The organism is Herbiconiux liukaitaii (genome assembly GCF_041927495.1).
Taxonomy (GTDB): Bacteria; Actinomycetota; Actinomycetes; order Actinomycetales; family Microbacteriaceae; genus Herbiconiux; species Herbiconiux liukaitaii.
Window position 1 is genome coordinate 302,927 of the sequence record NZ_JBHFHG010000008.1, and the last position, 25,782, is coordinate 328,708.

The 25,782-nt window shown below is 69.5% G+C and carries 27 protein-coding genes; 16 read left to right on the top strand and 11 right to left on the bottom strand.

The genetic code is table 11. The features are described from left to right. Nucleotides 1–36: 36 nt before the first annotated feature. The gene (locus ACEXQC_RS17990; protein WP_374825510.1) at nucleotides 37–1,434 is read right to left on the bottom strand and encodes a TrkH family potassium uptake protein; all 1,398 of its coding nucleotides are present in this window, start codon (nucleotides 1,432–1,434) and stop codon (nucleotides 37–39) included. A 68-nt stretch (nucleotides 1,435–1,502) separates the two neighbouring features. On the opposite strand from ACEXQC_RS17990, the gene ACEXQC_RS17995 reads away from it, so the two are divergent. Both ACEXQC_RS17995 and ACEXQC_RS18000 read left to right on the top strand, forming a co-directional pair. Continuing rightward, the gene (locus ACEXQC_RS17995) at nucleotides 1,503–3,053 is read left to right on the top strand and encodes a helix-turn-helix transcriptional regulator (RefSeq protein WP_374825512.1); all 1,551 of its coding nucleotides are present in this window, start codon (nucleotides 1,503–1,505) and stop codon (nucleotides 3,051–3,053) included. 92 nt (nucleotides 3,054–3,145) lie between these two features. After that, nucleotides 3,146–5,131, top strand: a complete 1,986-nt coding sequence (locus ACEXQC_RS18000; RefSeq protein WP_374825514.1) for an ABC1 kinase family protein — start codon at nucleotides 3,146–3,148, stop codon at nucleotides 5,129–5,131. A gap of 32 nt (nucleotides 5,132–5,163) precedes the next feature. Here the strand turns inward: ACEXQC_RS18000 and ACEXQC_RS18005 are convergent, their stop codons facing one another. Further along, nucleotides 5,164–5,814: an NAD(P)-dependent oxidoreductase gene (locus ACEXQC_RS18005; protein WP_374825516.1), complete on the bottom strand. Its 651-nt coding sequence runs from the start codon at nucleotides 5,812–5,814 to the stop codon at nucleotides 5,164–5,166. 92 nt (nucleotides 5,815–5,906) lie between these two features. Here ACEXQC_RS18005 and ACEXQC_RS18010 point away from each other — a divergent pair, with 92 nt between their 5' ends. Both ACEXQC_RS18010 and ACEXQC_RS18015 read left to right on the top strand, forming a co-directional pair. Further along, nucleotides 5,907–6,299, top strand: coding sequence for a winged helix-turn-helix transcriptional regulator (locus ACEXQC_RS18010; protein WP_374825518.1), 393 nt, complete (start codon nucleotides 5,907–5,909; stop codon nucleotides 6,297–6,299). Between the two features lie 31 nt (nucleotides 6,300–6,330). Further along, complete coding sequence (locus tag ACEXQC_RS18015; protein ID WP_374825519.1) at nucleotides 6,331–6,627, top strand: putative quinol monooxygenase; 297 nt, start codon at nucleotides 6,331–6,333, stop codon at nucleotides 6,625–6,627. 19 nt (nucleotides 6,628–6,646) lie between these two features. Here the strand turns inward: ACEXQC_RS18015 and ACEXQC_RS18020 are convergent, their stop codons facing one another. Then, entirely contained in the window at nucleotides 6,647–8,023 is a 1,377-nt protein-coding gene (locus tag ACEXQC_RS18020; protein WP_374825521.1) for a flavin monoamine oxidase family protein, read from the bottom strand. Between the two features lie 478 nt (nucleotides 8,024–8,501). On the opposite strand from ACEXQC_RS18020, the gene ACEXQC_RS18025 reads away from it, so the two are divergent. Together ACEXQC_RS18025 and ACEXQC_RS18030 are read left to right on the top strand one after the other, a co-directional pair. Further along, on the top strand, nucleotides 8,502–9,095 hold the full coding sequence (locus ACEXQC_RS18025; RefSeq protein WP_374825523.1) for a GAF and ANTAR domain-containing protein: 594 nt from the start codon (nucleotides 8,502–8,504) through the stop codon (nucleotides 9,093–9,095). Between the two features lie 118 nt (nucleotides 9,096–9,213). Continuing rightward, complete coding sequence (locus ACEXQC_RS18030) at nucleotides 9,214–10,659, top strand: sensor domain-containing phosphodiesterase (RefSeq protein ID WP_374825525.1); 1,446 nt, start codon at nucleotides 9,214–9,216, stop codon at nucleotides 10,657–10,659. An 11-nt stretch (nucleotides 10,660–10,670) separates the two neighbouring features. Here the strand turns inward: ACEXQC_RS18030 and ppk2 are convergent, their stop codons facing one another. Next, nucleotides 10,671–11,537 carry a polyphosphate kinase 2 gene (gene ppk2 / locus ACEXQC_RS18035; RefSeq protein WP_374825527.1) on the bottom strand — a complete coding sequence of 289 codons (867 nt, stop codon included), beginning with the start codon at nucleotides 11,535–11,537 and terminating at the stop codon, nucleotides 10,671–10,673. Between the two features lie 62 nt (nucleotides 11,538–11,599). Here ppk2 and ACEXQC_RS18040 point away from each other — a divergent pair, with 62 nt between their 5' ends. Both ACEXQC_RS18040 and ACEXQC_RS18045 read left to right on the top strand, forming a co-directional pair. Next, complete coding sequence (locus tag ACEXQC_RS18040) at nucleotides 11,600–11,893, top strand: hypothetical protein (RefSeq protein WP_374825529.1); 294 nt, start codon at nucleotides 11,600–11,602, stop codon at nucleotides 11,891–11,893. Nucleotides 11,894–12,004: 111 nt separating this feature from the next. Then, nucleotides 12,005–12,178 carry a CsbD family protein gene (locus ACEXQC_RS18045; RefSeq protein ID WP_374825531.1) on the top strand — a complete coding sequence of 58 codons (174 nt, stop codon included), beginning with the start codon at nucleotides 12,005–12,007 and terminating at the stop codon, nucleotides 12,176–12,178. 92 nt (nucleotides 12,179–12,270) lie between these two features. Here ACEXQC_RS18045 and ACEXQC_RS18050 read toward each other — a convergent pair whose 3' ends face one another. The 3 genes from ACEXQC_RS18050 to ACEXQC_RS18060 are packed head-to-tail and all read right to left on the bottom strand — an operon-like array spanning nucleotide 12,271 to nucleotide 14,003. Continuing rightward, complete coding sequence (locus tag ACEXQC_RS18050; RefSeq protein WP_374825533.1) at nucleotides 12,271–12,555, bottom strand: hypothetical protein; 285 nt, start codon at nucleotides 12,553–12,555, stop codon at nucleotides 12,271–12,273. Beyond that, nucleotides 12,552–12,881, bottom strand: a complete 330-nt coding sequence (locus tag ACEXQC_RS18055) for a DUF7882 family protein (RefSeq protein WP_374825535.1) — start codon at nucleotides 12,879–12,881, stop codon at nucleotides 12,552–12,554. Before ACEXQC_RS18055 ends, ACEXQC_RS18050 begins: the two co-directional genes overlap by 4 nt. Before the next feature lie 15 nt (nucleotides 12,882–12,896). Beyond that, complete coding sequence (locus tag ACEXQC_RS18060; RefSeq protein ID WP_374825537.1) at nucleotides 12,897–14,003, bottom strand: fatty acid desaturase family protein; 1,107 nt, start codon at nucleotides 14,001–14,003, stop codon at nucleotides 12,897–12,899. A gap of 183 nt (nucleotides 14,004–14,186) precedes the next feature. Between ACEXQC_RS18060 and ACEXQC_RS18065 the strand changes: the two genes are divergently transcribed. Continuing rightward, nucleotides 14,187–14,903: an ANTAR domain-containing protein gene (locus ACEXQC_RS18065; RefSeq protein ID WP_374825539.1), complete on the top strand. Its 717-nt coding sequence runs from the start codon at nucleotides 14,187–14,189 to the stop codon at nucleotides 14,901–14,903. A gap of 22 nt (nucleotides 14,904–14,925) precedes the next feature. Here the strand turns inward: ACEXQC_RS18065 and ACEXQC_RS18070 are convergent, their stop codons facing one another. From ACEXQC_RS18070 to ACEXQC_RS18080, 3 genes are read right to left on the bottom strand one after another with little or no spacing between them, the layout of a single operon-like run. Further along, a complete protein-coding gene (locus ACEXQC_RS18070) occupies nucleotides 14,926–15,594 on the bottom strand; it encodes an NUDIX hydrolase (protein WP_374825729.1) in 669 nt (222 codons plus the stop codon). A 14-nt stretch (nucleotides 15,595–15,608) separates the two neighbouring features. Next, nucleotides 15,609–16,961: an alpha-amylase family glycosyl hydrolase gene (locus tag ACEXQC_RS18075; RefSeq protein WP_374825542.1), complete on the bottom strand. Its 1,353-nt coding sequence runs from the start codon at nucleotides 16,959–16,961 to the stop codon at nucleotides 15,609–15,611. A gap of 17 nt (nucleotides 16,962–16,978) precedes the next feature. Continuing rightward, nucleotides 16,979–17,299 carry a DUF2256 domain-containing protein gene (locus tag ACEXQC_RS18080; protein WP_374825544.1) on the bottom strand — a complete coding sequence of 107 codons (321 nt, stop codon included), beginning with the start codon at nucleotides 17,297–17,299 and terminating at the stop codon, nucleotides 16,979–16,981. Between the two features lie 60 nt (nucleotides 17,300–17,359). Here ACEXQC_RS18080 and ACEXQC_RS18085 point away from each other — a divergent pair, with 60 nt between their 5' ends. The 6 genes from ACEXQC_RS18085 to ACEXQC_RS18110 all read left to right on the top strand — a co-directional run bounded on the left by ACEXQC_RS18085 (nucleotide 17,360) and on the right by ACEXQC_RS18110 (nucleotide 21,336). Next, nucleotides 17,360–18,847: a malate:quinone oxidoreductase gene (locus ACEXQC_RS18085; protein WP_374825546.1), complete on the top strand. Its 1,488-nt coding sequence runs from the start codon at nucleotides 17,360–17,362 to the stop codon at nucleotides 18,845–18,847. A 202-nt stretch (nucleotides 18,848–19,049) separates the two neighbouring features. Beyond that, nucleotides 19,050–19,964, top strand: a complete 915-nt coding sequence (locus tag ACEXQC_RS18090; RefSeq protein WP_374825548.1) for a hypothetical protein — start codon at nucleotides 19,050–19,052, stop codon at nucleotides 19,962–19,964. Between the two features lie 79 nt (nucleotides 19,965–20,043). Beyond that, nucleotides 20,044–20,721, top strand: coding sequence for an HAD family hydrolase (locus ACEXQC_RS18095; protein ID WP_374825550.1), 678 nt, complete (start codon nucleotides 20,044–20,046; stop codon nucleotides 20,719–20,721). 43 nt (nucleotides 20,722–20,764) lie between these two features. After that, the gene (locus ACEXQC_RS18100; protein WP_374825552.1) at nucleotides 20,765–21,004 is read left to right on the top strand and encodes a hypothetical protein; all 240 of its coding nucleotides are present in this window, start codon (nucleotides 20,765–20,767) and stop codon (nucleotides 21,002–21,004) included. An 85-nt stretch (nucleotides 21,005–21,089) separates the two neighbouring features. Then, the gene (locus tag ACEXQC_RS18105; protein WP_374825554.1) at nucleotides 21,090–21,215 is read left to right on the top strand and encodes a hypothetical protein; all 126 of its coding nucleotides are present in this window, start codon (nucleotides 21,090–21,092) and stop codon (nucleotides 21,213–21,215) included. Beyond that, nucleotides 21,208–21,336, top strand: a complete 129-nt coding sequence (locus ACEXQC_RS18110) for a hypothetical protein (RefSeq protein WP_374825556.1) — start codon at nucleotides 21,208–21,210, stop codon at nucleotides 21,334–21,336. Before ACEXQC_RS18105 ends, ACEXQC_RS18110 begins: the two co-directional genes overlap by 8 nt. A 64-nt stretch (nucleotides 21,337–21,400) precedes the next feature. On the opposite strand, the gene ACEXQC_RS18115 is transcribed toward ACEXQC_RS18110, so the two are convergent. Then, nucleotides 21,401–22,684 carry a helix-turn-helix transcriptional regulator gene (locus ACEXQC_RS18115; protein WP_374825558.1) on the bottom strand — a complete coding sequence of 428 codons (1,284 nt, stop codon included), beginning with the start codon at nucleotides 22,682–22,684 and terminating at the stop codon, nucleotides 21,401–21,403. Between the two features lie 355 nt (nucleotides 22,685–23,039). Between ACEXQC_RS18115 and ACEXQC_RS18120 the strand changes: the two genes are divergently transcribed. After that, nucleotides 23,040–25,757 (top strand): hypothetical protein, encoded by a 2,718-nt coding sequence (locus tag ACEXQC_RS18120; RefSeq protein ID WP_374825560.1) that lies wholly within the window; start codon nucleotides 23,040–23,042, stop codon nucleotides 25,755–25,757. Nucleotides 25,758–25,782 lie beyond the last annotated feature (25 nt).

A 25,782-nucleotide genomic window follows, 5' to 3' on the forward strand; every position in this document is an offset into this window, starting at 1 on the left:
ACGAGACCTCGCGCGAACATGCTCCGACCCTAGGGCCTAACCGAGCACGGGGCGCTCCTCCGGGTAGCGGAAGAGCAGGTTGCGGCGGCGGATGGCGAGGGCCGACGCGAGACCGATCGGCCCGATGCGGCCGGCGAACATGAGGGCCGTGAGCACGTAGAGGCCGAAGGGCGGCAGCTCCTCACTCAACCCCACGCTGAGCCCGCACGTGGCGAACGCCGAGATCACCTCGAAGAGGATGCGATCCAGGGGCGTGTCCGTCACGAGCATGAGCAGCCCCGTGGCCACGAGCACGAGCGTGGCCCCGAGGAACGTCACACTGATGGCGACTCGCAGGATGCCCTGGGGGATGGTGCGCCCGAACACCATCGCATCCTTGTCGCCCTTCGCCTCGGCCACGATCGCGAGGAACAGCACCGCGATGGTCGTGACCTTGATGCCGCCGGCCGTCGAGGCCGAGCCGCCGCCCACGAACATGAGCGCATCCGTCACGAGCAGGGTCACCGGCTCCGAGGCCCCGTAGTCGGTGAGCGAGAACCCGCCCGAGCGCATCATGGTGGACGCGAAGAGGGAGTGGAAGATCTTGTCGGCCACGGTCATGTCGCCGATCGTGGCCTGGTTCGACCACTCGAAGGCCCCCCACGCGAGAGCCCCGACCAGCAGGAAGAACACGGTGGTGGTGAGCGTGAGCTTGGTGTGCAGCGACCAGCGCCGCCAGTGCTGCCGCGAGAGCATGAGCACGAGGTAGACGGGAAAGCCGAAGCTGCCCACGAAGACCCCGATCATGACGGGGATGAGGATCCAGAGGTCGCCGTCGTAGGCGGCGATGCCGCCCGGGTTGGGTGCGAAGCCGGCGTTGTTGAACGACGAGATGGCGTAGAACACCCCGTGCCAGAGCCCTCGACCGAACGACTCCTCCACCATGATGAACCGCGGCACGAGCACCACGGCGAGCGCGAGTTCGAGCACGAGCGTGGTGAGCACCACGATGCGGAGCAGCGACTGCACCTCGCCGAGCTTGCTCGCGCCGATGCCCTGCTGCGCGAAGATGCGCACCTGCACGCCGAAGCTGCGGGTCACCGCGCGCGAGAGCAGCAGGGCGATGGTCACGATACCGAGACCACCGATCTGGATGCCGAGCAGGATGACGGCCTCGCCGAAGAACGACCAGTGCTCCGCCGTGTCGACCGACACGAGCCCCGTGACGGTCACCGCCGAGAACGCGGTGAACATGGCGTCGTGCACCGGAGTGGGCCGGCCGTCGGCGGTGGCGAACGGCAGCATGAGCAGGCCCGTGAAGAGCAGCGCGACGAGCAGGAAGATCGCGAGGGCGAGCACGGCGGGCGAGATCTTGGCCAGGCGGCTCGTGGCGATTGCGATGCGCAGCGGATCGGCGGGCTGGCGGCGCTTGCTGCCGAGCCGCATGAACGTCATGGACTCTCTCTCCGTCGGGGCACTAGCAGGCTACGCGTCCGAGGGTATTTCTGCTTGAATCTGACGTTGTGAGTTCAGCACCAGTCGAAGAGGACCTCCGCACCGCCATCGAAGCGCAGGTGTGGGATGACGTGATCGGAGTCGTGGAGCAGCACTGGGGCGAGCTCATGCAGCACCGGCAGGACCTGCTCGTGGAGGCGATCAACGCGCTCCCGGCCGAGGTGCTGGCCGGCTATCCGCGGCTCTCGGCGGCGAAGGACTACATCAACTACCTGCCCGCCAACAGCGACGGCAGGCCCATCCGCTACCAGCACACCGTCACGGCGCCACCCACCGGCCTGCTCGACGTGCTCGCCGACCTCACGAGCCGCAGCGTGAGCGCGCGCTTCCAGGGCAACACGGCGGAGTCGGTGGCCATCGTGCGCGAGGCGCACACCACCATCGCCGAGGTCTCGGACGAGGCGCTCGCCGCCATCCGCCCCGTGCTGCCCGACATCCGCCTGCAGTGGGCCATCTCGCTCGAGCTCGGCGGCGAGCTCATCGACGCCACGCGCGCCTACGAGCGCAGCTTCGACGAGGCCGTGACGTTCAAGAACCCGCGGATCGCGGTCGAGGCCGCGGGCACGATCGCCCTCAACTACGCCCTCGCCGGCAACCGCGGGGCCGCCGAGCAGTGGCTCGCGCGCCGCCCGGAGCTGCACGTCGAGGCGCCGGACACCGTGCAGACCGCGGGGGAGCTCGCCCGCGCCCTGCTCGCCGTCAACGACCTGCGCTTCGACGACGCGCGGGCCGCGCTCGAGGCTGCCCCCTCGGTGATGGTCGCCCCCGAGACCTGGGCCCAGCGCCTGTTCGTGGAATCGGTGCTCGCCCGTGCCTCCGGCCAGGCCAGGCAGCAGCTCGCGCGCGTGGGATCGACGCAGGCCACCCAGCCCGAGAAGCTCCGCAGCAACGGCCTCAACGGCTGGCTCACCGCCATGGCCACCGCCGAGCTGCAGCTCTCGCTCGGCGACGTGGCGTCGGCCGTGCGCTCGATCGCCCGGCTGCGCGCCATCGACCTGCCCGCGGTCGCCGACCCGGTACGTGTGCTCCGCGCGTGGGCGGCGCTCCGGCAGGGGGATGCGCGCGAGGCCCTCGTGCTCGCGGCGCCCGGTCTCTCGCAGCCCTCCACGAGCCCGAGGATCACCGTCGAGCTGCTGGCGGTGGTGGCCGCCGCCAACCTGCGGCTCGACCAGCCGGAGGAGGCCGACAGGCACTTCGCGGCGTGCCTGGACCTGCTGGTCTCGGAGGGCCTCCCGATCGTGCTGCTGCGCCTCACCGCCCCGGAGCGCGCCGCGCTGCTGCCCCGCTACGAGGAGCAGCTGCCGCCCAGGGTCGTGCGGGAGCTCGCCGGCCTGCTCGACGTGGGCACCGCTCCCTCCTCCGTGCAGCTGAGCGAGCGGGAGCGCGTGGTGCTCCGCCACCTCGTGCAGGGGCACAGCGTGCCCGAGATCGCCACGGCCGAGCACGTCTCGCCGAACACGGTGAAGACGCAGGTCAAGGCGGTCTACCGCAAGCTCGGCGTGGCCGACCGCGACGGCGCCCACCGGGCCGTGGCCGCCACCCCTCACCTCATCGCCTGAGCACGCGCCGGGCGGCTGCGGGCCGATGCTGCGGGCCGCTACTGTGGGCGCAGGCGGGGCCGAGGATCGGGCTCGCGGGGTGGGGGGATGGTGTGATCAACGACCTGGTGACCGTGGTGCTGGCGGTGCTCTCGGCGCTGCTCGTGGGGTTCGTGGCCCGGCGCATCCTGGCCACACCCGTCGGCTGGCCGCGCAGCATCGTGGTGGGCCTCCTCGTGTTCGCGACCGGGCTGCCCTTCGCCACCTGGCTCGTCGACCAGACCGGCCTGCTCGTCGACGGAGAAGCCCGCGACGGCCGGGCCGCGTTCGCAGCGCTCGCCGTGGTGCTGCTGGCCGTGGCGTGGGTCTTCGCGCTCGGGATCGGGGTGCTCGTGGCCCTCGAGGCCATCTTCCCCACGCGCCCCCTGCCCAATCCGATCGACGCCATCCGTGCCGCCATCCGGCAGCGCAAGCGCACCCGCCGCTACCTCCAGATCGTGGCGATCGCCTCGCGCCACGGGGCGGGCTGGCTCGTGCACGGCCGCTCGCGGGTGCAGCAGGAGCTCACCACGAGCGAGCAGCGGGCGCAGGCCATCGTCTCGACCATCAACGAGTCGGGCGTGACCTTCGTCAAGCTCGGGCAGGTGCTCTCCACCCGCCGCGACATCGTGCCAGAGCCCTACCTCAGCGCGCTCGCCTCCCTGCAGTCGGGAGCCACGACGCTGCCGTGGGAGGAGATCCAGCCGGCCATCGAGGAGAGCATCGGCGCGCCCCTCGAGACGGTCTTCGCCTCGATCGAACCCGAACCGCTCGCCGCCGCATCCGTCGCCCAGGTGCACACCGCCCGGCTGCTCGACGGCACGCCCGTGGTGGTGAAGGTGCAGCGACCGGCCGCCCGCGCCCAGGTGGAGGCCGACGCCGACATCATCGTGCGCCTCGCCAACCGCGCCGAGAGCCGCACCAGGGTGGGGCACGACCTCAGGATCGAGTCGGTCGCGCGCGGCTTCACCGCGACCCTCCTCGATGAGCTCGACTACCGCATCGAGGCGCGGAACGTCGAGATGATCCGCAGCACGCTCGCGCGCTCCGAGGCGCTCATCTCGGTGCCGCACGTGTACCGGGCCGCGTCGGGCCCGCGCGTGCTCACCATGGACCTCGTGGACGGCGAGCCCCTCAGCCGCGCGGGCGACCGGCTCGCGGAGCTGCCGCGGGAGAAGCGCGAGGAGCTCGCCACGGGCCTCATGTCGGCGGTGCTCGAGCAGATCCTCGTGCACGGCGTCTTCCACGCCGATCTGCACCCCGGCAACGTCATCCTGCGCGACGACGCCACGCTCGGCCTCATCGACTTCGGCGCCATCGGCGTGATCGAGCGCAGCCAGCGGCAGTACCTCACGGCGCTCATGCTCGCGGCGGTGAGCGAGGACGACATCGCCTGCACCGATGCCCTGCTGCTCATCGTCGACGTGCCGGACGACGCCGATCTCGACGCGCTGCGGCACGACGTGGGCATCGTCATCACCACCGAGCGGCACCGGCCGAGCGGCGACGGATCGATCTTCACCCGGCTGCTCGACGTCATCCGTCAGCACCACATCGCGCTGCCCGGCGACCTCGCCTCGGCGTTCCGCAGCTTCGCGACCCTCGAGGGCTGCCTCAAGGTGCTCGACCCGCACTTCGACATGTTCGAGCAGGCGCTGCCGATGGTGCCCGAGCTGCTGCGGCACTCGCAGTCGTTGCACCGCACGGCCACGGGGCTGCAGGCGCAGGCGAGCGTGACGGCGGCGCGGGTGCGGAGCCTGCCGGGGCGCCTCGACTCGCTGCTCACGGGGCTCGAGAAGGGCACTGTGGGAGTGCGGCTGCGAGCGTTCTCGGACGACTCGTCGCGGGACTTCGTGCAGCTGATCGCGGCGGAGGTGGTGGGCGCGCTCATCTCGATCGCGGCGGTGGTGATCGCCGTGGTGCTCATCGTCACGGATGCGGGCCCCGTGCTCTCGGGCGGGCTGCGGCTGTTCGACCTGTTCGGGGCGTTCGTGGGGGTGTTCGGGTTCCTCGGGCTGCTGCGGGTGGTGCGGCAGGTGGTCATCCGGCGCCGGCTCTGACCGGGAGGGACGACCGCCTGCCGCGATCCGGCTCAGTACGCGATGCTGATGTGCTCGCGGCGGTGGGCCGGGCGCTCGAGCTCGTCCACGATCGCGAGCGCGAAGTCGGGGCCGCTCACGGCCGAGACGCCCTCGGCGTCGAAGAACGCCACGTCGCCGCCCACGCGGTAGCGGCCGAGCGCCTCGCCGGGGGCGTACGCGCCGAACTGCTGAGCGGGCGAGAAGAACACCCAGTCGAGCTCGGCGGGGGAGGCCTGCAGCACGTTGAGCACCTCGTTCATCTGCTTGGCCTCGCCGGCGAACTGCGGCGGGAGGTCGTCGCCCTCGGCGAAGCGCGGCGCGCCCTCCTGGGGGCGCAGCGAGCTGAAGCCGCCCACCACGGCGAGGCGCACGCCGTGCTCGGCGGCGAGCGTGGCGAGCGCGCTGTCGACCTCCACGATGCGGCCGTCGAGCTCACCGCGCGGCGAGAGCGTGGAGACCACGGCGTCGGCCCCGGCGAACGCACTGGCGCGCACCTCGGGGTCGAGCAGGGATCCGGTCTCGTAGGTCACGCCCTCCACGCGGGCCGCGCCCTCGGGTGCGTTGCGGCTGTACGAGACCACGTCGAAGCCGCGGGCGGCGGCCTCCTTGACGACGGCGCTGCCGGCGTAGCCGGTTCCTCCTACGACGGTGATGCGGGTCATGTCCTACTCCTTCATTCGTCTTGTCTCCTGGTCCGTTGTGCGGACTCTTGCTACGCTAAATCCAATGGTCACTTTTGGGAAGTAGGCACTTTGTGGTAACCAAGCAGGTCGCATCCGTTCTCCGTGGGCCCGATCCGTATGCGGCCGGGTGCCCGAGCAGGCGACTGCTCGATCGCATCGGGGATCGCTGGACGGTGCTCGTGGTGGGTGTGCTCGGGGAGGGGCCGCGCCGCTTCTCCGAGATCCGCCGTGCCGTCGACGGGGTCTCGCAGAAGATGCTCACGCAGACGCTCCGCGGCCTCGAGCGGGATGGGCTCGTGACGCGCACGGTCTACGCCGAGGTGCCGCCGCGGGTGGAGTACGAGCTCACCGACGCCGGGCGCACCCTGCAGGAGCCGCTCAAGGCGCTCGAGCAGTGGTCCATCGAGCACTTCGGCCAGGTCACATCGTCGTGGGAGCGGTACGACACCAGGGCCGAGGCCTGACGCCGCGAGCCGCACCTGGGATGATCGGGGTATGACCGTTCTCTCCATCCTCGACCTCCGAGTCGCTGCCGATGCGCTCGAGCAGGCGCCCGCCCTCATCCACGAGACCCTCGCCGGCACCCGTGCCCGGCCCGGCTGCCTCGGGGTCGACGTGACCGTCGACGTCGACGACCCCACCCACTTCCTGTTCGTGGAGAAGTGGGAGTCGCTCGAGCATGACGACGCCTACCGCGCCTGGCGCCTGACGCCCGAGGGTGCTGCGGTGCTCAACCCGATCGTCGCGGGGCAGCCCACGCTGACGCGCACGGTGCTGCGCGAGGAGATCTAGCGGCTGAGATCCAGCGGGCTCAGCGATCCGCCCAGAGGGTCTCGAGGGGCACGGCGCGCTGCAGGATGTTCTCGGCCGCGCGGTGGCCCGAGCAGAGGGCGGCGGTCACGGTGGCCGGGTCGTCGGTCCAGGTGGCCTCGCCCGCGAGGTGCAGCACGCCGCCCACGGGGGTCGCGAGGGCGTCGTGGTCGTCGGTCGTGGAGCCGAGCTGCATGTAGGCGTACGAGCCGTGCGCGAACGGGTCGTCCTGCCAGGTCGTGATGTGCACGCCGGTGGGTGGCGTCACGCGGTCGCCGAAGAGGCGGCGCAGCTGCTCGAGCACGGAGTCGACGACCCGCTGCTCGCTCCAGTCGCGGATCTCGATGGCCGCGGGGCCCGCCGCGAACGTGAGCAGCGTCGGTGTGCCGTGCAGTGCCGTGAGGTCGTACCAGGAGTGCCACCACGTGCCCTCGGGGCCCTGCTGGCGGATGGCGTACACGTCGTCGTCCCAGAACTTCGTGTCGAAGCGCATGAACACCTTCTCGAAGGCGTTCATGGTGAGTCGCCCGAGGGCGTCGATGATCGGCTCGGGGAGGGCGGGCTCGATGGCGAAGGCGTCGGACTGCAGCACGCCCACGGGCACGGTCACCACGGCGGCGGCGGCGGCGAAGGTGCCGCGGTCGGTCGTGACGGTGACGCCGGCTCTGCTCATCTCACCGCCATCCGACCACTCCACGCGGGAGACGATGTGCTCGAGGCGCACGTCGAGGCCGTCGGCGAGGTGCTCGGCGAGGCGGTCGTAGCCGTCGGGGAACACGACCTCGTCGCCGTCGATGGAGTCGTCGTCGAGGCCGTGCGCGGCGAGATCCTCGATCCAGGCGCCGTACTGCTCCTCGCTGCGGTGCTGCAGGTACTCGCGCACACGCAGGGTGCGCTCGTCGTCCCAGCCCTGGCGGGCGAGGGCCTCGTCGGTCACGTCGCGGTAGGAGGCCTCGGGTGCCGAGACCGCCACCACCTCGGCGAGGGTGGCATCGACGGTGTGGATGTCGTCGGCGAAGCGCTGCGCCTCGGCGGCGTCGAGGCGGCGGCCGTCGGGGCCGTAGTAGGCGATGGGGCGGGAGTCGGGCTGGTAGCCGCCCACCGTGAACTCGACCGTGCGCAGGCCGAAGGCCTCTGCCGCGGCGGCCACGGGGCTGTCGACGATGCCGTGGATCCACGAGGCGCCCAGATCGGTCGGCTCGCCCTCGGTGCGATCGGTCCACACGCGCCCGCCCACCCGGTCCCGTGCCTCGAGCACCACCACCCGCTTGCCCGCCCGAGCGAGCAGTCGCCCCGCAGTCAGTCCGGCGATCCCGGCCCCCACCACGACCACGTCGACGCTGTCGACATCCCCGCCCGTGCTGCTGTTCCTGTCCACGTCGACACCTCTCTCGAGCCGCGCGCACTGCGCCTCCTCACGCTATCGGACCCTCGGCCGAGGGCGTCGACCCCGCGGGCATCTCGGCGAGCTGCGCCCGAAGGCTCGAACGCGGGGTTCCGGCAACGCCCAGGCACCGATAGCCTGTCGACGTCAAATGGTGACGCCCCGCGTGCCAACCGACCCAGGAGCATGCTCCGTGCCTTCGCGCCGATGCATGAAGCGGGGGAGGGCGAGGCCCCACGCCGGTCCCACCCCCGCTGCCTCCGCCCAGGTCGCTGTCCCTGCCTCTCTCTGTCATGCAGTTCCATGCGCCAACCGCCCACCACGCGAGCCCGCACGCTACTGTGAGCACTAGGTAGTCCTGCACCCAGGCCACTCGCACCGATCGGCAGATCCCCGGTCCGGTCAGGTCAGGAGCACCATCTCTACTCCCCGCAGTCCTCGTCGTCCCGATTTCGCCGCCGCCTTCGTCGCCGTGCTCCCCGTGCAGCGCGCGGCCATCTGCACCCTCGGCCCCCCGTTCGACGTCGAGACGGTCGGTGCGAGCGATGCGATCGCCGGCGGTCTGAGCGAAGTGCAGCTCGACGCGGGGGAGGGCCCTGGGTGGGACGCTTACGCCACCGGCGTGCCGGTGCTCGAGCCCGACGTGCACGCCCTCATGCCCCTGCGCTGGCCCATCGTGCTGCACGCGCTGGCCGATCAGGGTGTGCAAGCCGTCTTCTCGTTCCCGCTCGCGGTGGGATCCCTCAAGATCGGGGCCGTCGACCTCTACTCCGACACCTCGGAGATGCTCTCCGACGATTCGGTGGCCGGAGCAGTAGGTCTGGCGAGCGCCGCCTCCTCGGCCGTGCTGCACCGCGCCCTCGACCACCTCGACGAGGAGCTTCCCGACGAGGGCCCCTTCTCCCGCCGCGAGGTGCACCAGGCCACGGGCATGGTGGTCGCCCAGATGAGGATCAGTCCCGAAGACGCGCTCCTGCTCATCCGCGCCCACGCGTTCGCCTCGGGCCGATCGGTGCGCGAGACCGCGGCCGACATCACCACGAGGCGCATCTCGCTCGCACCGTGACCGGCCAGGCCCACCGCCAGTGAAATTCGACCCGTCAGGGTCAGATCGTCTGTCTGCCTGTTAGTGTCGGCATGACTCCCGGACCCGAGTCCTCTTTTAAAGGACGAGCGGGGTGGGCGTGCGCGAGCTGATCAGAATGGCCACCGAGGCGAGAGCCGACGAGCTGCGCCTCCAGCGCCTTCCCGAGCAGAGTCTGCGCGATCTCTCCGTGCTCGTCGACTTCCTCTGGGCGAATGAGGATCACGACCCGGACGGGGCGCGGTCGATCCGCTTCGAATGGCTCGGCCCCCTCATCGACTCCGAACTCCGCCGACGCCGTGCGATGGCGGATCAGCGCACCTACGATCCGGTGCACCGCCGACTTCGGCGTGCACACCCCAAGGGCCCCAGCCACCTCTCCACGGTCTTCCAGCCGCTCGTCGACTTCGGCACGGGCTCGAGGGTCGCCTACGAAGCGCTCACCCGGGTCTCCGCCGAGACCGGCGACGGCTCGCCGCAGCCCTTCCTCGAGGCGGCGCGGCGCGAGGGGCGCATCGTCGAGGTCGATCGCGACTTCTGGATCACCTCGTTGCAGTCCGCCGAGGTCAACGACCTCCATCAGCCGCACAGCCTGCTCATCAACGTGGAGCCCGAGTCGTTCCAGGCCGGGCTGCTCGAGGAGGTGCCGCCCGCCCGCCCCGTGGTGATCGAGCTCACCGAGCGCGCCCTCCTCTCGGCGCCGGGGGAGCTGCTCACCATGGTGCAGCAGGCCAGGGCGGCCGGGCACGCCATCGCGATCGACGACCTCGGGGCGAACCCGGCGTCGCTCGCCCTCGTGCCGCTCATCGATCCGGATGTCGTGAAGCTCGACCTGCGGCTCATCCAGGACAGGCCGGATGCCGACATCGCCCGCATCATGAGCGCCCTCAACACCCACACCTCGAACGCCGATGTGGTGGTGGTCGCGGAGGGCGTGGAGACCGCGAAGCACCTCGTGACGGCGCAGGCGCACGGCGCCACCCACGGTCAGGGCTGGCACTTCAGTGCACCGATCGCCGAGGTCTCCGACGGGCGCGACCTGCCGGGCATCACCGTGCGCCCGCGCCGCAGGGTCACGCCCTCCTCGGCGACGACCCCGTTCGAGGTCGTCGCGCAGCACATCCCGCCGAAGTCGTCGGATCGGGCCCTGCTCGTGCAGATGAGCATCTTCCTCGAGGCCAGGGCGAGGGCCAGCGGCGACTCCGCCGTGGTGCTCTCGACCTTCCAGCACGCCTCGAACGTGACCCCGGGCGCCACCAGGCGGTACCTCGACCTCGCCGAGCACTGCGCACTCGTGATGGTGCACGTCGACGGCCCCACACCCATGTTCGACGGGAGCGCGGTGCAGGTCTCGAGGATCCCGAGCGACGATCCGCTGCTCACGGAGTGGGACATCGTGGTGCTCACCGCCGATTTCGCCGCGGTGCTCGTGGCCAGGGAGACCGATGCGTCACGGCACGCCGAGGGCGTGTACGACTTCTCGCTCAGCCACGATCGCGGGCTCGCGGTCGAGGCTGCGCGGCACCTCATCCTGCGCGCCACCTGACGCGAGCGGTCTCAGCTGCTCGCGAGCTCCCCGGCGTGGTCGGGCACGTACTTGTAGAGCTCGCGCGCGGGACGGGCGTAGCTGTCCGAGGCCGGCCTCGCGGGGATGTCGATGGGCTCCGGATCGCGGTGCTCGTAGGGGATCTGCTCGAGCAGGTGCTTGATGGTGTTGAGGCGGGAGGCGCGCTTGTCGTCGCTCTCGATCGTCCACCACGGAGCGTCGGCGTGGTCGGTGGCCTCGAACATCTCGTCCTTCGCGCGGGAGTAGTCCTCCCAGCGGGTGATGGAGAGCACGTCGGTCTCGGAGAGCTTCCAGCGGCGCATGGGGTCTTCGAGGCGCGAGCGGAAGCGATCCTCCTGCACGTCGTCCGACACCGAGTACCAGTACTTGATGAGGATGATGCCGTCCTCCACGAGCATCCGCTCGAACACGGGGGTCTGGCGCAGGAACAGCCGGTACTGCTCGGGGGTGCAGTAGTCCATCACCCGTTCCACGCCGGCACGGTTGTACCAGGAGCGGTCCATGAGCACGATCTCGCCCTTGGTGGGCAGGTGCTCGATGTAGCGCTGGAAGTACCACTGGCCCTTCTCCTGCTCGCTCGGGGTGGGGAGGGCCACCACGCGCGTGGAGCGCGGGTTGAGGTACTGCACGATGCGCTTGATGGCTCCGCCCTTGCCTGCGGCGTCACGGCCCTCGAAGACCACGACCACGCGGGCACCGGTCTCGATGACCCAGCGCTGCATGGTCACGAGCTCGACCTGCAGTCGCTCCAGCTCGGCCTCGTAGAGATCCTTGGGGATGCGCTTGCCGTGCTTGGCGTGCTTCTCGTGCTTGCCGTGCTTGTGCTGCTCGGGCGTTTCCGCTGCGTTCTTCGACATGGCGCGAACGCTACGCCTGCCGCCCCATTTGCGCGCGGGGGTCGACACCCTAGAGTCGGGGCATGGACAGTACCGGGATAGCGATCCTCGTGGGTGCGGTGATCGTCGTCATCGTGGCCGTGGTGGCGTACAGGGTGTCGCGGCAGTCGAAGGCCGGCGGCACTCAGCGGCGGGGCGACGATGGGGGATCCTCCGTCTTCGTGGCGGGTGATTCCGGGGGAGCGCACGACACTCGCCACGACGGTGACGGCGGCGGGTGGGGCTCCGACGGCGGTGGATCCGACAGCGGCGGATCCGACGGCGGCGGTGGCGGTGGCGGAGACGGCGGCGGTGGCGGTGGTGGGGGCGGCGACTGACCGACGGATGGGCGGTTTCCGAGATGTTGGTGGGAGACCGGTGGCAATGGGCGGCCCGAGGAGTTGAGTGGGAATGCCGCATCACGTGGCCTGAACGGAAGAGGTTGACTCATGGGTGCAGACGACAAGATCAAGAACGCAGCGGAAGACCTGGGCGGCAAGGCCAAGGAGGCCTTCGGCAAGGCGACCGGCGACGAGTCGAAGGTGGCCGAGGGCCAGGCCGACCAGTCGAAGGCCGATGTGAAGAAGGCCGGCGAGAACGTCAAGGACGCGTTCAAGCACTGAGCCAGACCGCACTCAGCACCATCCGCGAGGCCCGTTCCGTATCCCCGGAGCGGGCCTCGCGCACGTGCACCCGCAGGCGCGGGAGGGAGGTGCTACCGGATGAGCGACCGGATCCCGTCCTCCAGCACCGCGTGCCCTTCCGGCACCGCCCGATCCACGTCCCCCACAGCGACGAATCCGTCGCTCTCGGCGTTCAGCCGAGCGATGTAGCCGAGAACCGTGTCCTCGGGCTCGGCGATGATCTCGAGGTCGTAGGCCACCTCGCTGGGCTGCACCCGGTACGTCTCGCCGTCCACCACGATCTGCATCGCCTTGCGGCGCACGTCCTCGATGAACGTGCCACCCGTGGTGACCCTGCCCTCTGCTGCCGTGGTCATACGCTCGCCATCTCGCTCGGTACGGTCGCCTCGTTGGGCTCGGGGGTGAGCTGAAGGCCCTGCGGGGAGTTGGCGCTCAGCATGAGCACGTCGATCCAGTGCCGGTTGATGCTGGGGGAGCGCCCGCCGTAGTAGCGGAACTCCATCGGCACGGTCGCGTACACCCAGATGGCGGTGCGCCCCCCTCCGGCGTGCGGCTCGTCGCGCCAGCAGAAGTAGAACGACTCCCCCCGACGGATCTTCGCTCCGATCACGAGCTGCAGATGGGCGAGAGTGCGGTCGTCGAATTCGACGATCAAAGACGAGTCGTATGTGAGTCGGCCCATGATGTATCCCTTCGGTCAGCGGCCCAGCGCGGTGCGCGCAGGGCAGTCGAACGGGTCGCCGCCGGCGGCGAGACCCACGGTGTTGAGGTACTCGACCACGATCGCGTAGGAGCGCACGAGCGTGGTCTCGGTGTAGTCGATCCCGTGCACCCGGCAGTACTCCTTGACGATCGCCTGAGCGCGCCGAAGGTTCGGGCGGGGCATGTTGGGGAAGAGGTGGTGCTCGATCTGGTGGTTGAGGCCGCCCATGAAGGTCTGCATCACGGGCCCCCCGCCGATGTTGCGGCTCGTGAGCACCTGGCGGCGCAGGAAGTCGACCTTGCTGTCGTGCGGCAGCACGGGCATGCCCTTGTGGTTGGGCGCGAACGACGCCCCCATGTAGAGGCCGAACACCCCCAGCTGCACACCGATGAACGCGACGGCGATCCCGGGGGAGAGCACCACGAACACCACGGCCACGTAGAGGGCGAGCCGACTCACGATCATCGCGATCTCGATGCGTCGCTTGTCGACCTTGCCGGAGCCGAACACGGTCCTGAGCCCATGCACGTGCAGGTTCAACCCCTCGAGCAGCAGCATGGGGAAGAACAGGTAGCCCTGGCGTCGCCCGAACCACACGAAGGCCGCAGGCGTCTGCGACGCGTCCGGCCCGGTGAACGAGAAGACCCCCCGCTCGATGTCGGGATCCTTGCCGAACACGTTCGGGTTGGCGTGGTGCCTGCTGTGCTTCGTCATCCACCACGAGTAGCTGATGCCCACGAACGAGTTCGCCAGGGTGCGGCCGGCGATGTCATTGGCCCTGCCCGAGGTGAAGATCTGGCGGTGGGAGGCCTCGTGGGCGAGGAAGGCGTACTGGGTGAGGATGACGCCGAGCACTGCCGCGACGATCAGCTGGTACCAGGAGTCGCCGAGCAGCACGAAGGCCGCGACCGCTCCACCGAGCGCCAGGGTGATGAGCGAGAACGCGAGCACGTAGAAGCCCCGGCGGCGCCCGAGCAGGCCTTCGTCGCGCACCTGGCGCAGCAGCCCGGAGTACGCGGACGTGGGATGCGCGCGATCACCGCGCGGTGTGGTCTTCCTCGCGGCACGGGTGCTGGAGACCAAGAGGGGAGGGCTGCTCACAGAGAGTCTCGATCCGCGTCATCTGGCGACCGGGACTGGGGCTACCTAGTGGTGAGGCTACCCCGGCTGGGCCCGCAAAGCCAGGCCGCGGCGCACATCCGCCGATCCTGTGCGGCCGCTATGTGAAGTCCCAGCGCACGGCATCCTGATGCTTTGGCAGGCCGGGAGCGGTAGGTTGGGCGCATGACGGCCAAGACACGCGAAGCAGAGCTCGCCGACACGTTCGTGAGCCTGGCCGACACGCTCGTGGCCGACTACGACATCGTGGATCTCCTGCACGTGCTCGTGGAGCGCACAGTGCATCTGCTCGACGGTGCGGACGCTGGCATCCTCCTCCCGAACGGCGAAGGGGAGCTCGAGGTCGTGGCCTCCACGAACGAGCGCAGCCACCTCATCGGCCTCCTGCAGCTCGGTGCGTCCGAGGGTCCCTGCGTCGATGCCTTCGTGACCGGCGAGATCGTGGCGGTCACCGACATCGCCTCCACCTACGCGCGCTATCCCACCTTCGCCACGAGCGCCTCGAGCCTCGGCTACCAGTCGATGTACGCCATCCCCATGCGGCTGCGCGACGAGACGATCGGGTCGCTCAACCTGTTCAGCGACCGCACGGGAGCGATGGATCCGAAGGACACCTCGATCGCCAGGGCGCTGGCGGATGTGGCGACCATCGGCATCCTCCAGGAGCGGGCCCTCCGCGAGTCCGACATGGCGCGTGAGCAGCTGCAGCACGCGCTCGACAGCCGGGTGCTCATCGAGCAGGCCAAGGGTGTGCTGTCGCACACCGAGCGCGTCGACATGCACGATGCCTTCACGATGCTGCGCAGCCGGGCCAGGAGCACCGGACGACGGCTCTCGATCGTGGCCCAGGAGGTCATCGACTCGGCGTCCTCCCGCGCCTAGAGCGGCCCGCCCCACCCCGCTCTCAGGGTGCGAGGGGGATCTCGCGGTTCGAGTCCCAGGGCTCGGTCCAGCCGAGGTGCGTGAAGAGCCCGTCGAGCAGCATCGCGGTGAAGCCCCACACGAGGTGGTCTCCCGTGGCGTGCCGCACCTGGAAAGCGGGACCACGCCACTCACGACCGCCACGGTCATCGGGGCGTCGAACGACCGTGACACCCCGGTTGGCAGTGTCGAGCAGGTCGGCGACCGGCAGGCGGAACACGGCCGAGCACTCGCCCTCGTCCACCACGCGCACGGGCGAGGGGTGCCGCCACCAGCCGAGCACCGGGGTCACCAGGTGCCGCGAGTACTCGAGGGGGATGGGTGGCAGCGCTCCGAGCACGTCGACGCCTGTCGGATCGAGCCCCGTCTCCTCCTCGGCCTCGCGCAGGGCGGCGGCCGTGGCATCCGCGTCACCGGGGTCGACCCGACCGCCGGGGAACGCCACCTGCCCCGGATGCGACCGCAGCGTGGTGGCGCGGGCGAGCAGCAGCACGTCGAGGTCGCGCGACACGGCCTCCTCGCGAGCCTCGCGTCGGCTCGGGACGTCGTCGAGCACCCCGAAGAGCATGAGCACGGCGGCGGGGCGCGGGTCGGTGAGCGCCGGGAGGTCGACGATCGGTCGCAGCCCGCGCTCCGCCGCGACCGCGGCCAGTTGTGCCCTCGCGCTCACGACACCTCGATGACAGCCCACTCGCGGGCGGGCACCACGAACGCGCCGCCCTCGCGGGTCGCCGTGCCGGCCGCCACGCTCGCGCTGCCCGGCGCCTCCACCCGCAGCGGAACGTCGGAGAGGTTGAGCGCTGTGAGGAGCGCCTCGGAGGAGTCCGCGGCGACGGTGCGGAAGGTGAGGGTTTCGTTCGCGATCCCCACGGCCGTGGTGCGCGCGTGGTGCAGCCAGGCGTGCCGGCGCCGCAGCGCGATGAGCTGCCGGTGCTGCCCCAGGATGCGGGCACCGGGAGGCGGCAGCTCGCTCTCCGCCGGGGGAGCGGGAGGAAAGGCGGGCCGCACGGCGTCGTCTCCGCCGATCCGCTCCTCCTTCACGCCCGTCCACCCGTACTCGTCTCCGGCGTAGATCGAGGGCACCCCCGCCACGGTGAAGAGCACCGCGAGCGTGTGCCCCACGTACTGCTCGCCCACGGCCGAGGCGATGCGGGTGACGTCGTGGTTGCCCACGAAGGTCGAGGGCACGTAGCTCTCGAGCAGGGCGTCGTGCCGGTCGAGGGCGTGCGCGAGCTCGAACAGGTTGCGGTCCACGATGCCGTGCCAGGTGGCCTGCCACAGTTCGTACTGGGTGAAGGAGTCGATGGTCGACCGCTCGGCGAGCTCGGCATCGGCGCCGTGGATGACCTCTCCCGTGAACCAGGCCTCCGGATGCCGCTCGCGCACGCGCGGGAGCACCTCGCGCCAGAAGGCGGCGGGAACGGCGTAGGCCGCGTCGAGCCGCCAGCCGTCGATGCCGCGGTCGAGCCAGTGCGAGAGGATCCCGACCACGAGGTCCACGACCTCGGGCGCATCGTGGTTCAGCGCGACGAGGGCGTCGTGGCCCTCGAAGACCTCGGCCGCCACCGGCTGCCCCGGCTGCCAGCCGGTCCGATCGATGCGGAAGAGCGCGGCGTGCGGCGAGTCGGGTCCGTTCTCCTCCACGTGCCGGAACAGGGCGTGCTCGCGGCCCACGTGGTTGAAGACGCCGTCGAGGAGCACCCGGATGCCCTTCTCGCGGGCGGTCGCCACGAGGTGGTCGAAGTCGGCGTCGTCGCCGAGCCGGTCGTCGATGCGGTCGTGGTCGATCGTGTCGTAGCCGTGCGTCGTGCTCGCGAAGACCGGGCCGAGCAGCAGGCCGTTGAGACCCAGCTCGATCACGTGGTCGAGCCATCCCTCGATCGCCGGCAGTCTGTGCACCGGGAGGTCCGGCGCCGGTGCCTCGGGGTGCTCGGGGCGTTCGGGGCGGATGGGCGCGCCCACGAAGCCCAGCGGGTACACGTGCCACCACATCACGTGCTCGGTCCATTCGGCAGTCATGCGGGCGAGCCTACGCGTCAGCGGCGCCTGATCCCGATCGGACCCCTGGCGGTCGAGGGGTCGACCACCCTGCCCTTCTGCACGATGTCGGCGACCCCGGCCGCCACGAGACGGCGGGCGGCCCGACGCGCCGGTTCCCCCTCCGGCACCTCCACGACCGCGCCGCGCGGGCCCCCGACGAGCTGCTGGCGCAGGGCCGCCTCGAGCTCCGCATCCGCCGCCGTCACGCCGCGCTTGCGGCACGCATCCGAGCAGTACTTCACCTCGTCCCAGGTGCGCGCCCACTTCGCCCGCCACTGCATCCGTCGCCCGCACGAGGCGCACACCTTGTCGTCCATCGTGTCGAGCGTAGACCGGGTTCTCCGGTATGGTGCCTGCTTGTATACAACGGACGTAGGATGGTGCACGTGAGCCAAAAGATCGTCGACGTCGCCCTGATCGGCGGTGGCATCATGAGTGCCACCCTGGGAACCATGCTCAAGCAGCTGCAGCCCGATTGGTCGATCGTGATCTTCGAGAAGCTCAGCGAAGTCGGGCTCGAGAGCTCGAACCCGTGGAACAACGCCGGCACCGGCCACGCGGCGCTCGCCGAGCTCAACTACATGCCCGAGGCGCCCGACGGCACGCTCGAGAGCTCCCGTGCGGTGGGCATCAACGAGCAGTTCCAGGTGAGCCGCCAGTTCTGGTCGGCCCTCGTGCAAGACGGCGTGCTTCCCGACCCCACGTCGTTCATCAACCCCACCCCGCACATGACCTTCGTGCGCGGCGAGGCCAACGTGGAGTACCTGCGCCGCCGCTGGGAGCTGCTGCGCAACGAGCCGCTCTTCGAGGGCATCCAGTTCTCCGACGACCCGCACAAGATCTACGAGTGGGCGCCGCTGCTCATGAAGGATCGCCTCAAAGACGAGAAGATCGCGGCCACCTGGATCGAGTCGGGCACCGACGTCGACTTCGGCGCGCTCACCAAGCAGCTCTTCGACTACCTCGAGGCCGAGGGCGCCTCTCTGCGCCTCAACACCCTCGTCAAGAAGCTCGAGAAGCAGAAAGACGGCACGTGGAAGATCATGGGCCGCGAGCTCGTGGGCACCACTCCGTTCACCGTCAACGCGCGCTTCGTGTTCGTGGGCGCCGGCGGCCACGCGCTGCCGCTGCTGCAGAAGTCGGGCATCCCCGAGATCAAGGGCTTCGGCGGCTTCCCCATCAGCGGCCAGTTCTTCCGCACCGACAACCCGGCCGTCGTGGCCAAGCACCAGGCGAAGGTCTACGGCAAGGCCGCCGTGGGGGCGCCTCCCATGTCGGTGCCGCACCTCGACACGAGAGTGGTCGACGGGCAGTCGTCCTTGCTGTTCGGCCCGTATGCCGGGTTCAGCCCCAAGTTCCTCAAGAAGGGCTCGTGGCTCGACCTGCCGCTCTCGGTGCGGCCGCACAACATCGGGCCCATGCTCGCCGTGGCCCGCGACAACTTCGACCTCATGAAGTACCTCGTGGGCGAGCTGCTCGCATCGCGCTCGAAGAAGCTCGAGGCGCTCCGCGAGTTCATGCCCACGGCCGAAGACGAGGACTGGTACCTCATCACCGCGGGTCAGCGTGTGCAGGTCATGAAGAAGGATGCGAAGAAGGGCGGGGTGCTGCAGTTCGGCACCGAGGTCATCACGTCCGCCGACGGCTCCATCTCGGGTCTGCTCGGCGCCTCGCCGGGTGCCTCCACCGCGGTGCCCATCATGATCGACCTCGTGCAGCGCTGCTTCCCCGAGGAGTACCCGGTGTGGGAGAAGAAGCTCGCGCGCATGATCCCCTCGTTCGGCACCAAGCTCAACGAGAAGAAGGCCGCCGCCGAGAAGTCGATGAAGCAGACCGCCGCGGCTCTCGAGCTCACGCGGGGCTGAGATAGCCTCCCGGCAGACGGGGTCTGCGCGCACGGGCGCACTGCAGACCTCGGCGCTCACCGCACCGGTCAAGCGTCGCGACGTCAAGACGTTCTTCCGTGCGTTCGCGGCTCGGAACCCCTCGGCGAGGAACCCGTTCACCCCCGCCCGGCGGATCGTCGTCGGCATCGGGATCGCGACCTTCGCGATAGGCATGCTCGCCATGGCCACGGGCGTCTCTCAGGAGATCGACGAGGCGGCGCCCGACATGGTGAGCCAGCTGTTCGGCATGGGGGCGATCCTCGCCCTCATGGTCGTGGGCGGTGGGGTGCTCATCTGGTGGTACGCCCGCACGAGGGCCCGTCGGGGCACGCCGGTGCGGCACTACCGGCTCGCCCACTTCGCGGCCCAGAACGGCCTGACCTATCTGCCGGGCCCCTACAAGGGAACGCACGTCACGCCGTGGAAGGATCGCGGTCTCCTCGTGCTCACCCGGGTGATGCATCCGCTCGCCGACCGCTCGATCGAGTTCGCCAACTACGAGCTCATCCACGGCACCGCCCGCAACCGCAACACGCAGTTCGGCGGCTACTGCGCCCTGCGGCTGCGCTCGGCGCTGCCGCACATCGTGCTGCAGTCCCGGCACAACCGCACCCCCGTCATCACCTCGGCCGCCCTGCCCGCACGGGCGCAGCAGCTCTCGCTCGAGGGCGACTTCGACCAGCACTTCACCCTCTTCTGCCCCGAGGGGTACGAGCGCGATGCGCTCTACCTGTTCACGCCCGACGTGATGGCGCGGCTCGTGGACAGGGTGCGCGGGTTCGATGTGGAGATCATCGACGACTGGCTGTTCCTCGTCGACCACCGCGACCTGGTGACGCTCGACCCCGAGCGCTGGCTCGGTGTGGCCGACGCCGTGGGGGCGCTGCGCGACAAGGTGGGGCGCTGGGAGCGCTGGAGGGACGACCGGGAGGCTCCGGTGGTGCAGGGCGGTGGGGCGATGACCGCCGGGCAGCCCGTGGTCGCGGCTCCCGGGCAGAGGCTGCGCCTCTCGTCGCTGCGGGCCACCCTCATCTGGGCCATCCCGACCGCAGCGGTGTTCGTGGCCATCGTGCTCGCCAACGTGCTGCCGTTCTGAGCGGCGCCTCACCTAGGCACACCCGGCCGCGATCGGCGAGGGGGTGGTGGGTGCTCATGCCGGGGAGTTCGGTGGAGGCATGCAGAATCACGACGACCGAAGCCTGAAGGCCGTGCTCTTCGACATCGACGGCACCCTCATGGACAGCAACTACCTCCACGTCGAGGCCTTCGACAGGGCCTTCGTGGCTGCCGGTCACCCCGTCGACACCTGGCGCATCCATCGGTCGATCGGCATGGACTCGAGCACGCTGCTCGAGACGCTCCTCGGCGACGACGCCGAGACCGTGGGAGACGCGATCAAGGAGGGCCACAGCGAGAACTACCTCGCCATGGCGGATCGGCTCCGGCCCATCGGCGGGGCGCAGGAGATCCTACGCGAACTGGCGGCGCGCGGGCACCAGGTGGTGCTCGCCACGTCATCGCCCGAGAAGGAGCTCGAGGTGCTGCTCGAGGTGCTCGACGTCGACGATGCCATCGCTGCCACCACCTCCTCCGACGACGTCGAGAGCGCCAAACCCGAGCCGGACATCATCGAGGTGGCCCTCTCGAAGGTCGACGCCGCGGCCAGTGACGCCGTGATGGTGGGGGACTCGGTGTGGGACGTGAAGGCGTCGCTCCGTGCCGGGGTGCCGTGCATCGGCGTGCTGAGCGGCGGATCGGGGCGGCAGGAGCTCCTCGAGGCGGGCGCAGCGGCCGTCTACGACGACGTCGCCGAGCTGCTCGCCGAACTCGACAGCAGCCCGATCGTCGCGTAGGGGGGGGCTTGCCGTGCGGGCGGAACGGCCTAGCGTGGGCCGCATGACCGACTCACAGATCCACTGGAACGACGAAGCCCGCGCCAAGATCCTCACCGACTCCGACCGGGTGCTGCAGGAGGCCGTCGAGACGGTCGCCGCCTCGCACGGCGACGCCACCTCCGACGAGGCCTACGCCGAGCTCAACCGCCTGCTCAAGGACCGCTTCATCGACTACGAGCCGGGCCCGGACGTGCGCAAGTACGCCGACGCCATCGTGGCAGGCGACTTCACCACCAACTGACTTCGGCGGGTGCGGGTGAGGGTGGGCGAAGGCCTCGCGTCAAGCCCCTGGGCCGTTCCGGGGGAGGGGGCGTAGCGTCGAGGGCATGACACACGAGACATTCGACAAGCGCCCCGACGCGGAGGAGATCCCCGACGGATCGAGTTCCGACGGCACCGAGTCCACCGAAGGCGAAGACACCGCATCGGGCGGAGGAGCCCAGGATGAGTGACCCGCGCCCCGACAACACCCCCACGCCCGACGAGGTCGACCCTATCGAGGGCACCGAGCCCGACGGCACCCCCGTCGAGAACCCCTCGGGCCGGGCCGCCGCGTTCGTGCTCGCGGCGTAGCCGATCCTCAGCCATGCCGGTCCGGAGCCTCAGTGGCCGGGCCGGCATCGTGCTGCTCGGAGCGTTAGTTGGTGCCGGTGCTCGTGCCGGTGGTGGTGCCCGTCGCCGCGTCGGCCGGCGGCAGCGGATCGCCCGGGTTCGCGGCCGCGTACCTGGCGGCCGACGAGCGGCTGTTCACGTCGATCCGTCGATACAGCTTCTTCGCGTGGCTCTTGACCGTGTTGACCGAGATGTACTCCGCGGCGGCGATCTGCTCGAAGCGGTAGCCCTGCGCGATGTACCAGAGGATCTCGCGCTCGCGCTTGGTGAGCGCGGCCTGCCTGGTTCTCGGATCGTAGTCGTCGGCCAGGTACGGGATGAGCTCCTCGTGGTCGGTGGCCCGGCTCTGGATGCGGTCGTCGGTGAACTTCGACAGCAGGTAGAAGATGCGCTCGGAGCGGATCGTCTCGAGAGCGGCGTCGATGAGCGCGGCCGCTTCGTCCTCATCCGGGGTCGTCATCGCGAGCAGCAGCTGCATGCCGGCCGTGGTGCGGAGCGACACGGGGGAGCGGCCGAGGTTGTCCTCGGCGATCGTCCTGGCTGTGCTGGGGGAGTCCTTCTCCACCGCGCGCAGACCGATCAGCAGGTCGGCGTACTCGGTCACGGCGGATCCGCGGCTGTCCTTGCGGGTGCTCCGGCTCTCGATGCGGTCGAGGATGAGGGTGGCCGAGTCGATCAGCTGCCAGTTCGCGCCGCCCGACCACTGCTTCGGGTAGTGGGCGAGGCACGTGGCGCGCAGGCGGGTCATGCCGGAGGTGTCCTTGCCCTGCATGGCGGCCAGGCGCGCATCCACGAACGCCAGGGTCGCCCAACGCTCGGTGGTGCTGAGCGGTTCGGCGAGGGCGAGCTCGTGCTCGGCCTGCGCGTAGTCGAGCTCGTCGAGGGCGAGCGAAGCGCGGGCCACGGAGGCGAGGGGCGCTGCGGGGTCGTCGGGTGAGGGATTGACGCGCTCGAGCCACATCGTCGCGTAGCGCCTGTCGCCGTTGAGGGCGTGCACCACGGCCACTGCCGCGGCGGCCTGGTGCGCCTCTGCGGGGAGGTCGAACCTCTCGGCCTGGTCCCAGGTGCGCTCCCAGCCGCGGAGGGCCAGCTCCTCGTCGCCGAGGAGGGTGGAGGTGAGAGCCCATTCGGCCCGCAGCGGCACCAGCTCGGGGCCGAGTTCGGAGACGGCGTCGTCGTCGAGCTCGGCCAGCATGGTGTGACACTCGAGCACCGTCTGCGCAGCACCCGTGAGGTCACCCGCCTGGCGTTTCACGACCCCCTGGTGGGTGAGGTCGCGCAGGGATCGCAACAGCGCATCAAATGACACCTTGGCGACCCCTTTTCCTACCCCGACTCATTATCAGGTGGAAAGCACTCACCCGCCACATTGACCCCTGGATTCACCCGTAATGGGCGGTGCCGAGATCGTGTCGTCCGGCCAGGTTCGGTAGAAGTCCCCGACGCCGGCTTCGACCCGACCCCGGCCCACAAGCGAGGACCAGAACCGATGTCCGGCCTTGGCGGGCCGTCGCGGGCACACCCGGCCTGCGGAGGGCTCCATCCATCCCGCTGTCGCTGCGTCATACGCCCAACGACGGGCCTCACCTCGGCATGCTCCCGCGCCCACGCGGGTCATCACTGCGGGCTATCGGTGATCGAACCGACGATGAAGGACACGACCTATGACACGACGTATCGAACGAGGGACGCAGCCCCGCCTGCGCGCCCTGAGATGGGGGGCGATCGTCGCTGCCTGCGCCCTCGCCGTAGCCGGCGGCCCTGCCGCAGCGGCCTACGCCAGCGACACCCCCTCCCTCGACACCGCGGCGGCCACGTCTCCCGCCCCCGCCCCCACCCCCGAGTCGGCCCCGACCCCGACCCCCGAGTCGGCCCCGACCCCCGACGCGGCAGCAGCCCCGACCCCGGAGGCACCCGCCTCCGCAGCGGCCGAGGCGCCGGCCCAAGAGGCACCCGCGGCAGCCGAGCCTGCAGCGTCCCCAGCCGTAGAGGCACCCGCCTCCGCCGCGACCCAGGCCCCGAAGGCACCCGCCGCCACGGCAGCGGCTCCGGCTCCGGCCGCAGAGGCACCCGCCTCCGCTCATCCCGCAGCCCCCGATGCCGCCGCCGCACAGGCAGCAGCCTCCGCAGCCCCGCAGGCAGCAGCTCCGGCCCCCCAGTCCCGCCAGTCGGCCCCGGCAGCCCCCTACACGGGCACCACCGACTCGAAAGACGCGACCGACTCCACCGGCCACACCGACTCCAAGGACGCCACGGACTCCACGGGCCACACGGACTCCAAGGACGCCACGGACTCTACGGGCCACACGGACTCCAAGGACGCCACGGACTCTACGGGCCACACGGACTCCAAGGACGCCACGGACTCCAAGGACGCCACGGACTCCAAGGACGCCACCGACTCCACGGATCACACTGACTCCAAGGACATGACGGATTCGAAGGACTCCACCGACTCCACCGATCACACGGACTCGACGGATCACACGGATTCGAAGGACTCGACCGACTCCACGGATCACACTGACTCCAAGGACATGACGGATTCGAAGGACTCCACCGACTCCACCGATCACACGGACTCCACCGATTCCAAGGACTCGACGGATCACACGGATTCGAAGGACTCGACCGACTCCACGGACCACACGGACTCCAAGGACATGTCGGATTCGAAGGACTCCACCGATCACACGGACTCGAAAGACTCCACGGATCACACGGACTCGAAGGACTCGACCGACTCCACCGATCACACGGACTCGAAGGACTCCACGGACTCGACGGATCACACGGATTCGAAGGACTCGACCGATTCCAAGGACTCGACGGATCACACCGATTCGAAGGACATGACCGATTCGAAGGACTCGACCGATTCCAAGGACTCGACGGATCACACGGACTCGAAGGATTCCACGGATCACACCGACTCGACGGACTCGACTGACTCTGTAGATTCGACGGATCACACGGACTCGAAGGACTCCACCGATTCCAAGGACTCGACGGACCACACCGATTCCAAGGACTCGACTGACTCCGTTGATTCCACGGATCACACCGACTCGAAGGACTCCACCGATTCGAAGGATTCCACGGACCACACCGATTCGAAGGACTCGACGGACTCCAAGGACTCGACGGACTCCAAGGACTCGACGGACTCCAAGGACTCGACCGACTCCGTAGATTCGACCGATTCCAAGGACTCCACCGATTCGAAGGACTCGACGGACCACACCGACTCCAAGGACTCGACCGACTCCAAGGACTCGACGGATCACACCGATTCGACGGACTCGACGGATCACACCGATTCGACGGACTCGACGGATCACACCGATTCGACGGACTCGACGGACCACACCGACTCCAAGGACTCAACTGACTCGAAGGATTCGACGGACTCCAAGGACTCCACCGATTCCAAGGACTCCACCGATTCCAAGGACTCCACCGATTCCAAGGACTCCACCGATTCCAAGGACTCCACCGATTCCAAGGACTCCACCGATTCGAAGGACTCCACCGATTCGAAGGACTCCACCGATTCGAAGGACTCCACCGATTCCAAGGACTCCACCGATTCGAAGGACTCGACGGACCACACCGACTCGAAGGACTCGACCGATTCCAAGGACTCGACCGACTCCACCGACCACACCGACTCCAAGGACTCGACTGACTCGGTAGATTCGACGGACTCGACGGACCACACCGACTCCAAGGACTCAACTGACTCGAAGGATTCGACGGACTCCAAGGACTCGACCGACTCCGTAGATTCGACCGATTCCAAGGACTCCACCGATTCGAAGGATTCGACGGACCACACGGATTCCAAGGATTCGACAGACTCGGTAGATTCGACGGATTCGAAGGACTCCACCGATTCGACGGACTCGACGGACTCGACTGACTCCACGGACCACACCGACTCCAAGGACTCGACTGACTCCAAGGATTCGACTGACTCGGTTGATTCGACCGATTCCACGGACTCGACCGACTCGAAGGATTCGACGGACTCCGTAGACTCCACGGATTCCAAGGACTCGGCCGATTCCACGGACTCCACCGATTCGACTGACTCCACCGACGCGAAGGACGTCTCGAACGTCGACGCCGTCGATGCGACCGACTCGAAGGACTCCACGGATTCGACCGACTCCACGGATTCGACCGACGCATCCGACTCCACCGACTCGAGCTACTCCAGCGGCTCGAACGTGAGCTCCAGCGGGTCGTACGACTCCGGCGTGCTTGCCTCCACCGGCAATGAGGCCTCGGGTGCGCTGACCATCAGCGCCCTGGCCCTCCTGCTGCTCGGGCTCGGCGCGACGACCTTCGTCATCGCCCGTCGCCGCAGCACCACCTGATGAACCCGGGCGGGGGCGTCGCAAC

Bases quoted from the DNA above. Each gene is read 5' to 3' on its own strand.
- ACEXQC_RS17990 (WP_374825510.1), bottom strand. From the start codon at position 1,434: ATGACGTTCATGCGGCTCGGCAGCAAGCGCCGCCAGCCCGCCGATCCG.
- ACEXQC_RS18120 (WP_374825560.1), top strand. From the start codon at position 23,040: ATGACACGACGTATCGAACGAGGGACGCAGCCCCGCCTGCGCGCCCTG.
- ACEXQC_RS18040 (WP_374825529.1), top strand. From the start codon at position 11,600: ATGGACAGTACCGGGATAGCGATCCTCGTGGGTGCGGTGATCGTCGTC.
- ACEXQC_RS18110 (WP_374825556.1), top strand. From the start codon at position 21,208: ATGAGTGACCCGCGCCCCGACAACACCCCCACGCCCGACGAGGTCGAC.
- ACEXQC_RS18105 (WP_374825554.1), top strand. From the start codon at position 21,090: ATGACACACGAGACATTCGACAAGCGCCCCGACGCGGAGGAGATCCCC.
- ACEXQC_RS18090 (WP_374825548.1), top strand. From the start codon at position 19,050: ATGGCCACGGGCGTCTCTCAGGAGATCGACGAGGCGGCGCCCGACATG.
- ACEXQC_RS18015 (WP_374825519.1), top strand. From the start codon at position 6,331: ATGACCGTTCTCTCCATCCTCGACCTCCGAGTCGCTGCCGATGCGCTC.
- ACEXQC_RS18085 (WP_374825546.1), top strand. From the start codon at position 17,360: ATGGTGCACGTGAGCCAAAAGATCGTCGACGTCGCCCTGATCGGCGGT.
- ACEXQC_RS18050 (WP_374825533.1), bottom strand. From the start codon at position 12,555: ATGACCACGGCAGCAGAGGGCAGGGTCACCACGGGTGGCACGTTCATC.
- ACEXQC_RS18005 (WP_374825516.1), bottom strand. From the start codon at position 5,814: ATGACCCGCATCACCGTCGTAGGAGGAACCGGCTACGCCGGCAGCGCC.
- ACEXQC_RS18080 (WP_374825544.1), bottom strand. From the start codon at position 17,299: ATGGACGACAAGGTGTGCGCCTCGTGCGGGCGACGGATGCAGTGGCGG.
- ACEXQC_RS18075 (WP_374825542.1), bottom strand. From the start codon at position 16,961: ATGACTGCCGAATGGACCGAGCACGTGATGTGGTGGCACGTGTACCCG.
- ACEXQC_RS18100 (WP_374825552.1), top strand. From the start codon at position 20,765: ATGACCGACTCACAGATCCACTGGAACGACGAAGCCCGCGCCAAGATC.
- ACEXQC_RS18045 (WP_374825531.1), top strand. From the start codon at position 12,005: ATGGGTGCAGACGACAAGATCAAGAACGCAGCGGAAGACCTGGGCGGC.
- ACEXQC_RS18095 (WP_374825550.1), top strand. From the start codon at position 20,044: ATGCAGAATCACGACGACCGAAGCCTGAAGGCCGTGCTCTTCGACATC.
- ACEXQC_RS18065 (WP_374825539.1), top strand. From the start codon at position 14,187: ATGACGGCCAAGACACGCGAAGCAGAGCTCGCCGACACGTTCGTGAGC.
- ACEXQC_RS18055 (WP_374825535.1), bottom strand. From the start codon at position 12,881: ATGGGCCGACTCACATACGACTCGTCTTTGATCGTCGAATTCGACGAC.
- ppk2 (WP_374825527.1), bottom strand. From the start codon at position 11,537: ATGTCGAAGAACGCAGCGGAAACGCCCGAGCAGCACAAGCACGGCAAG.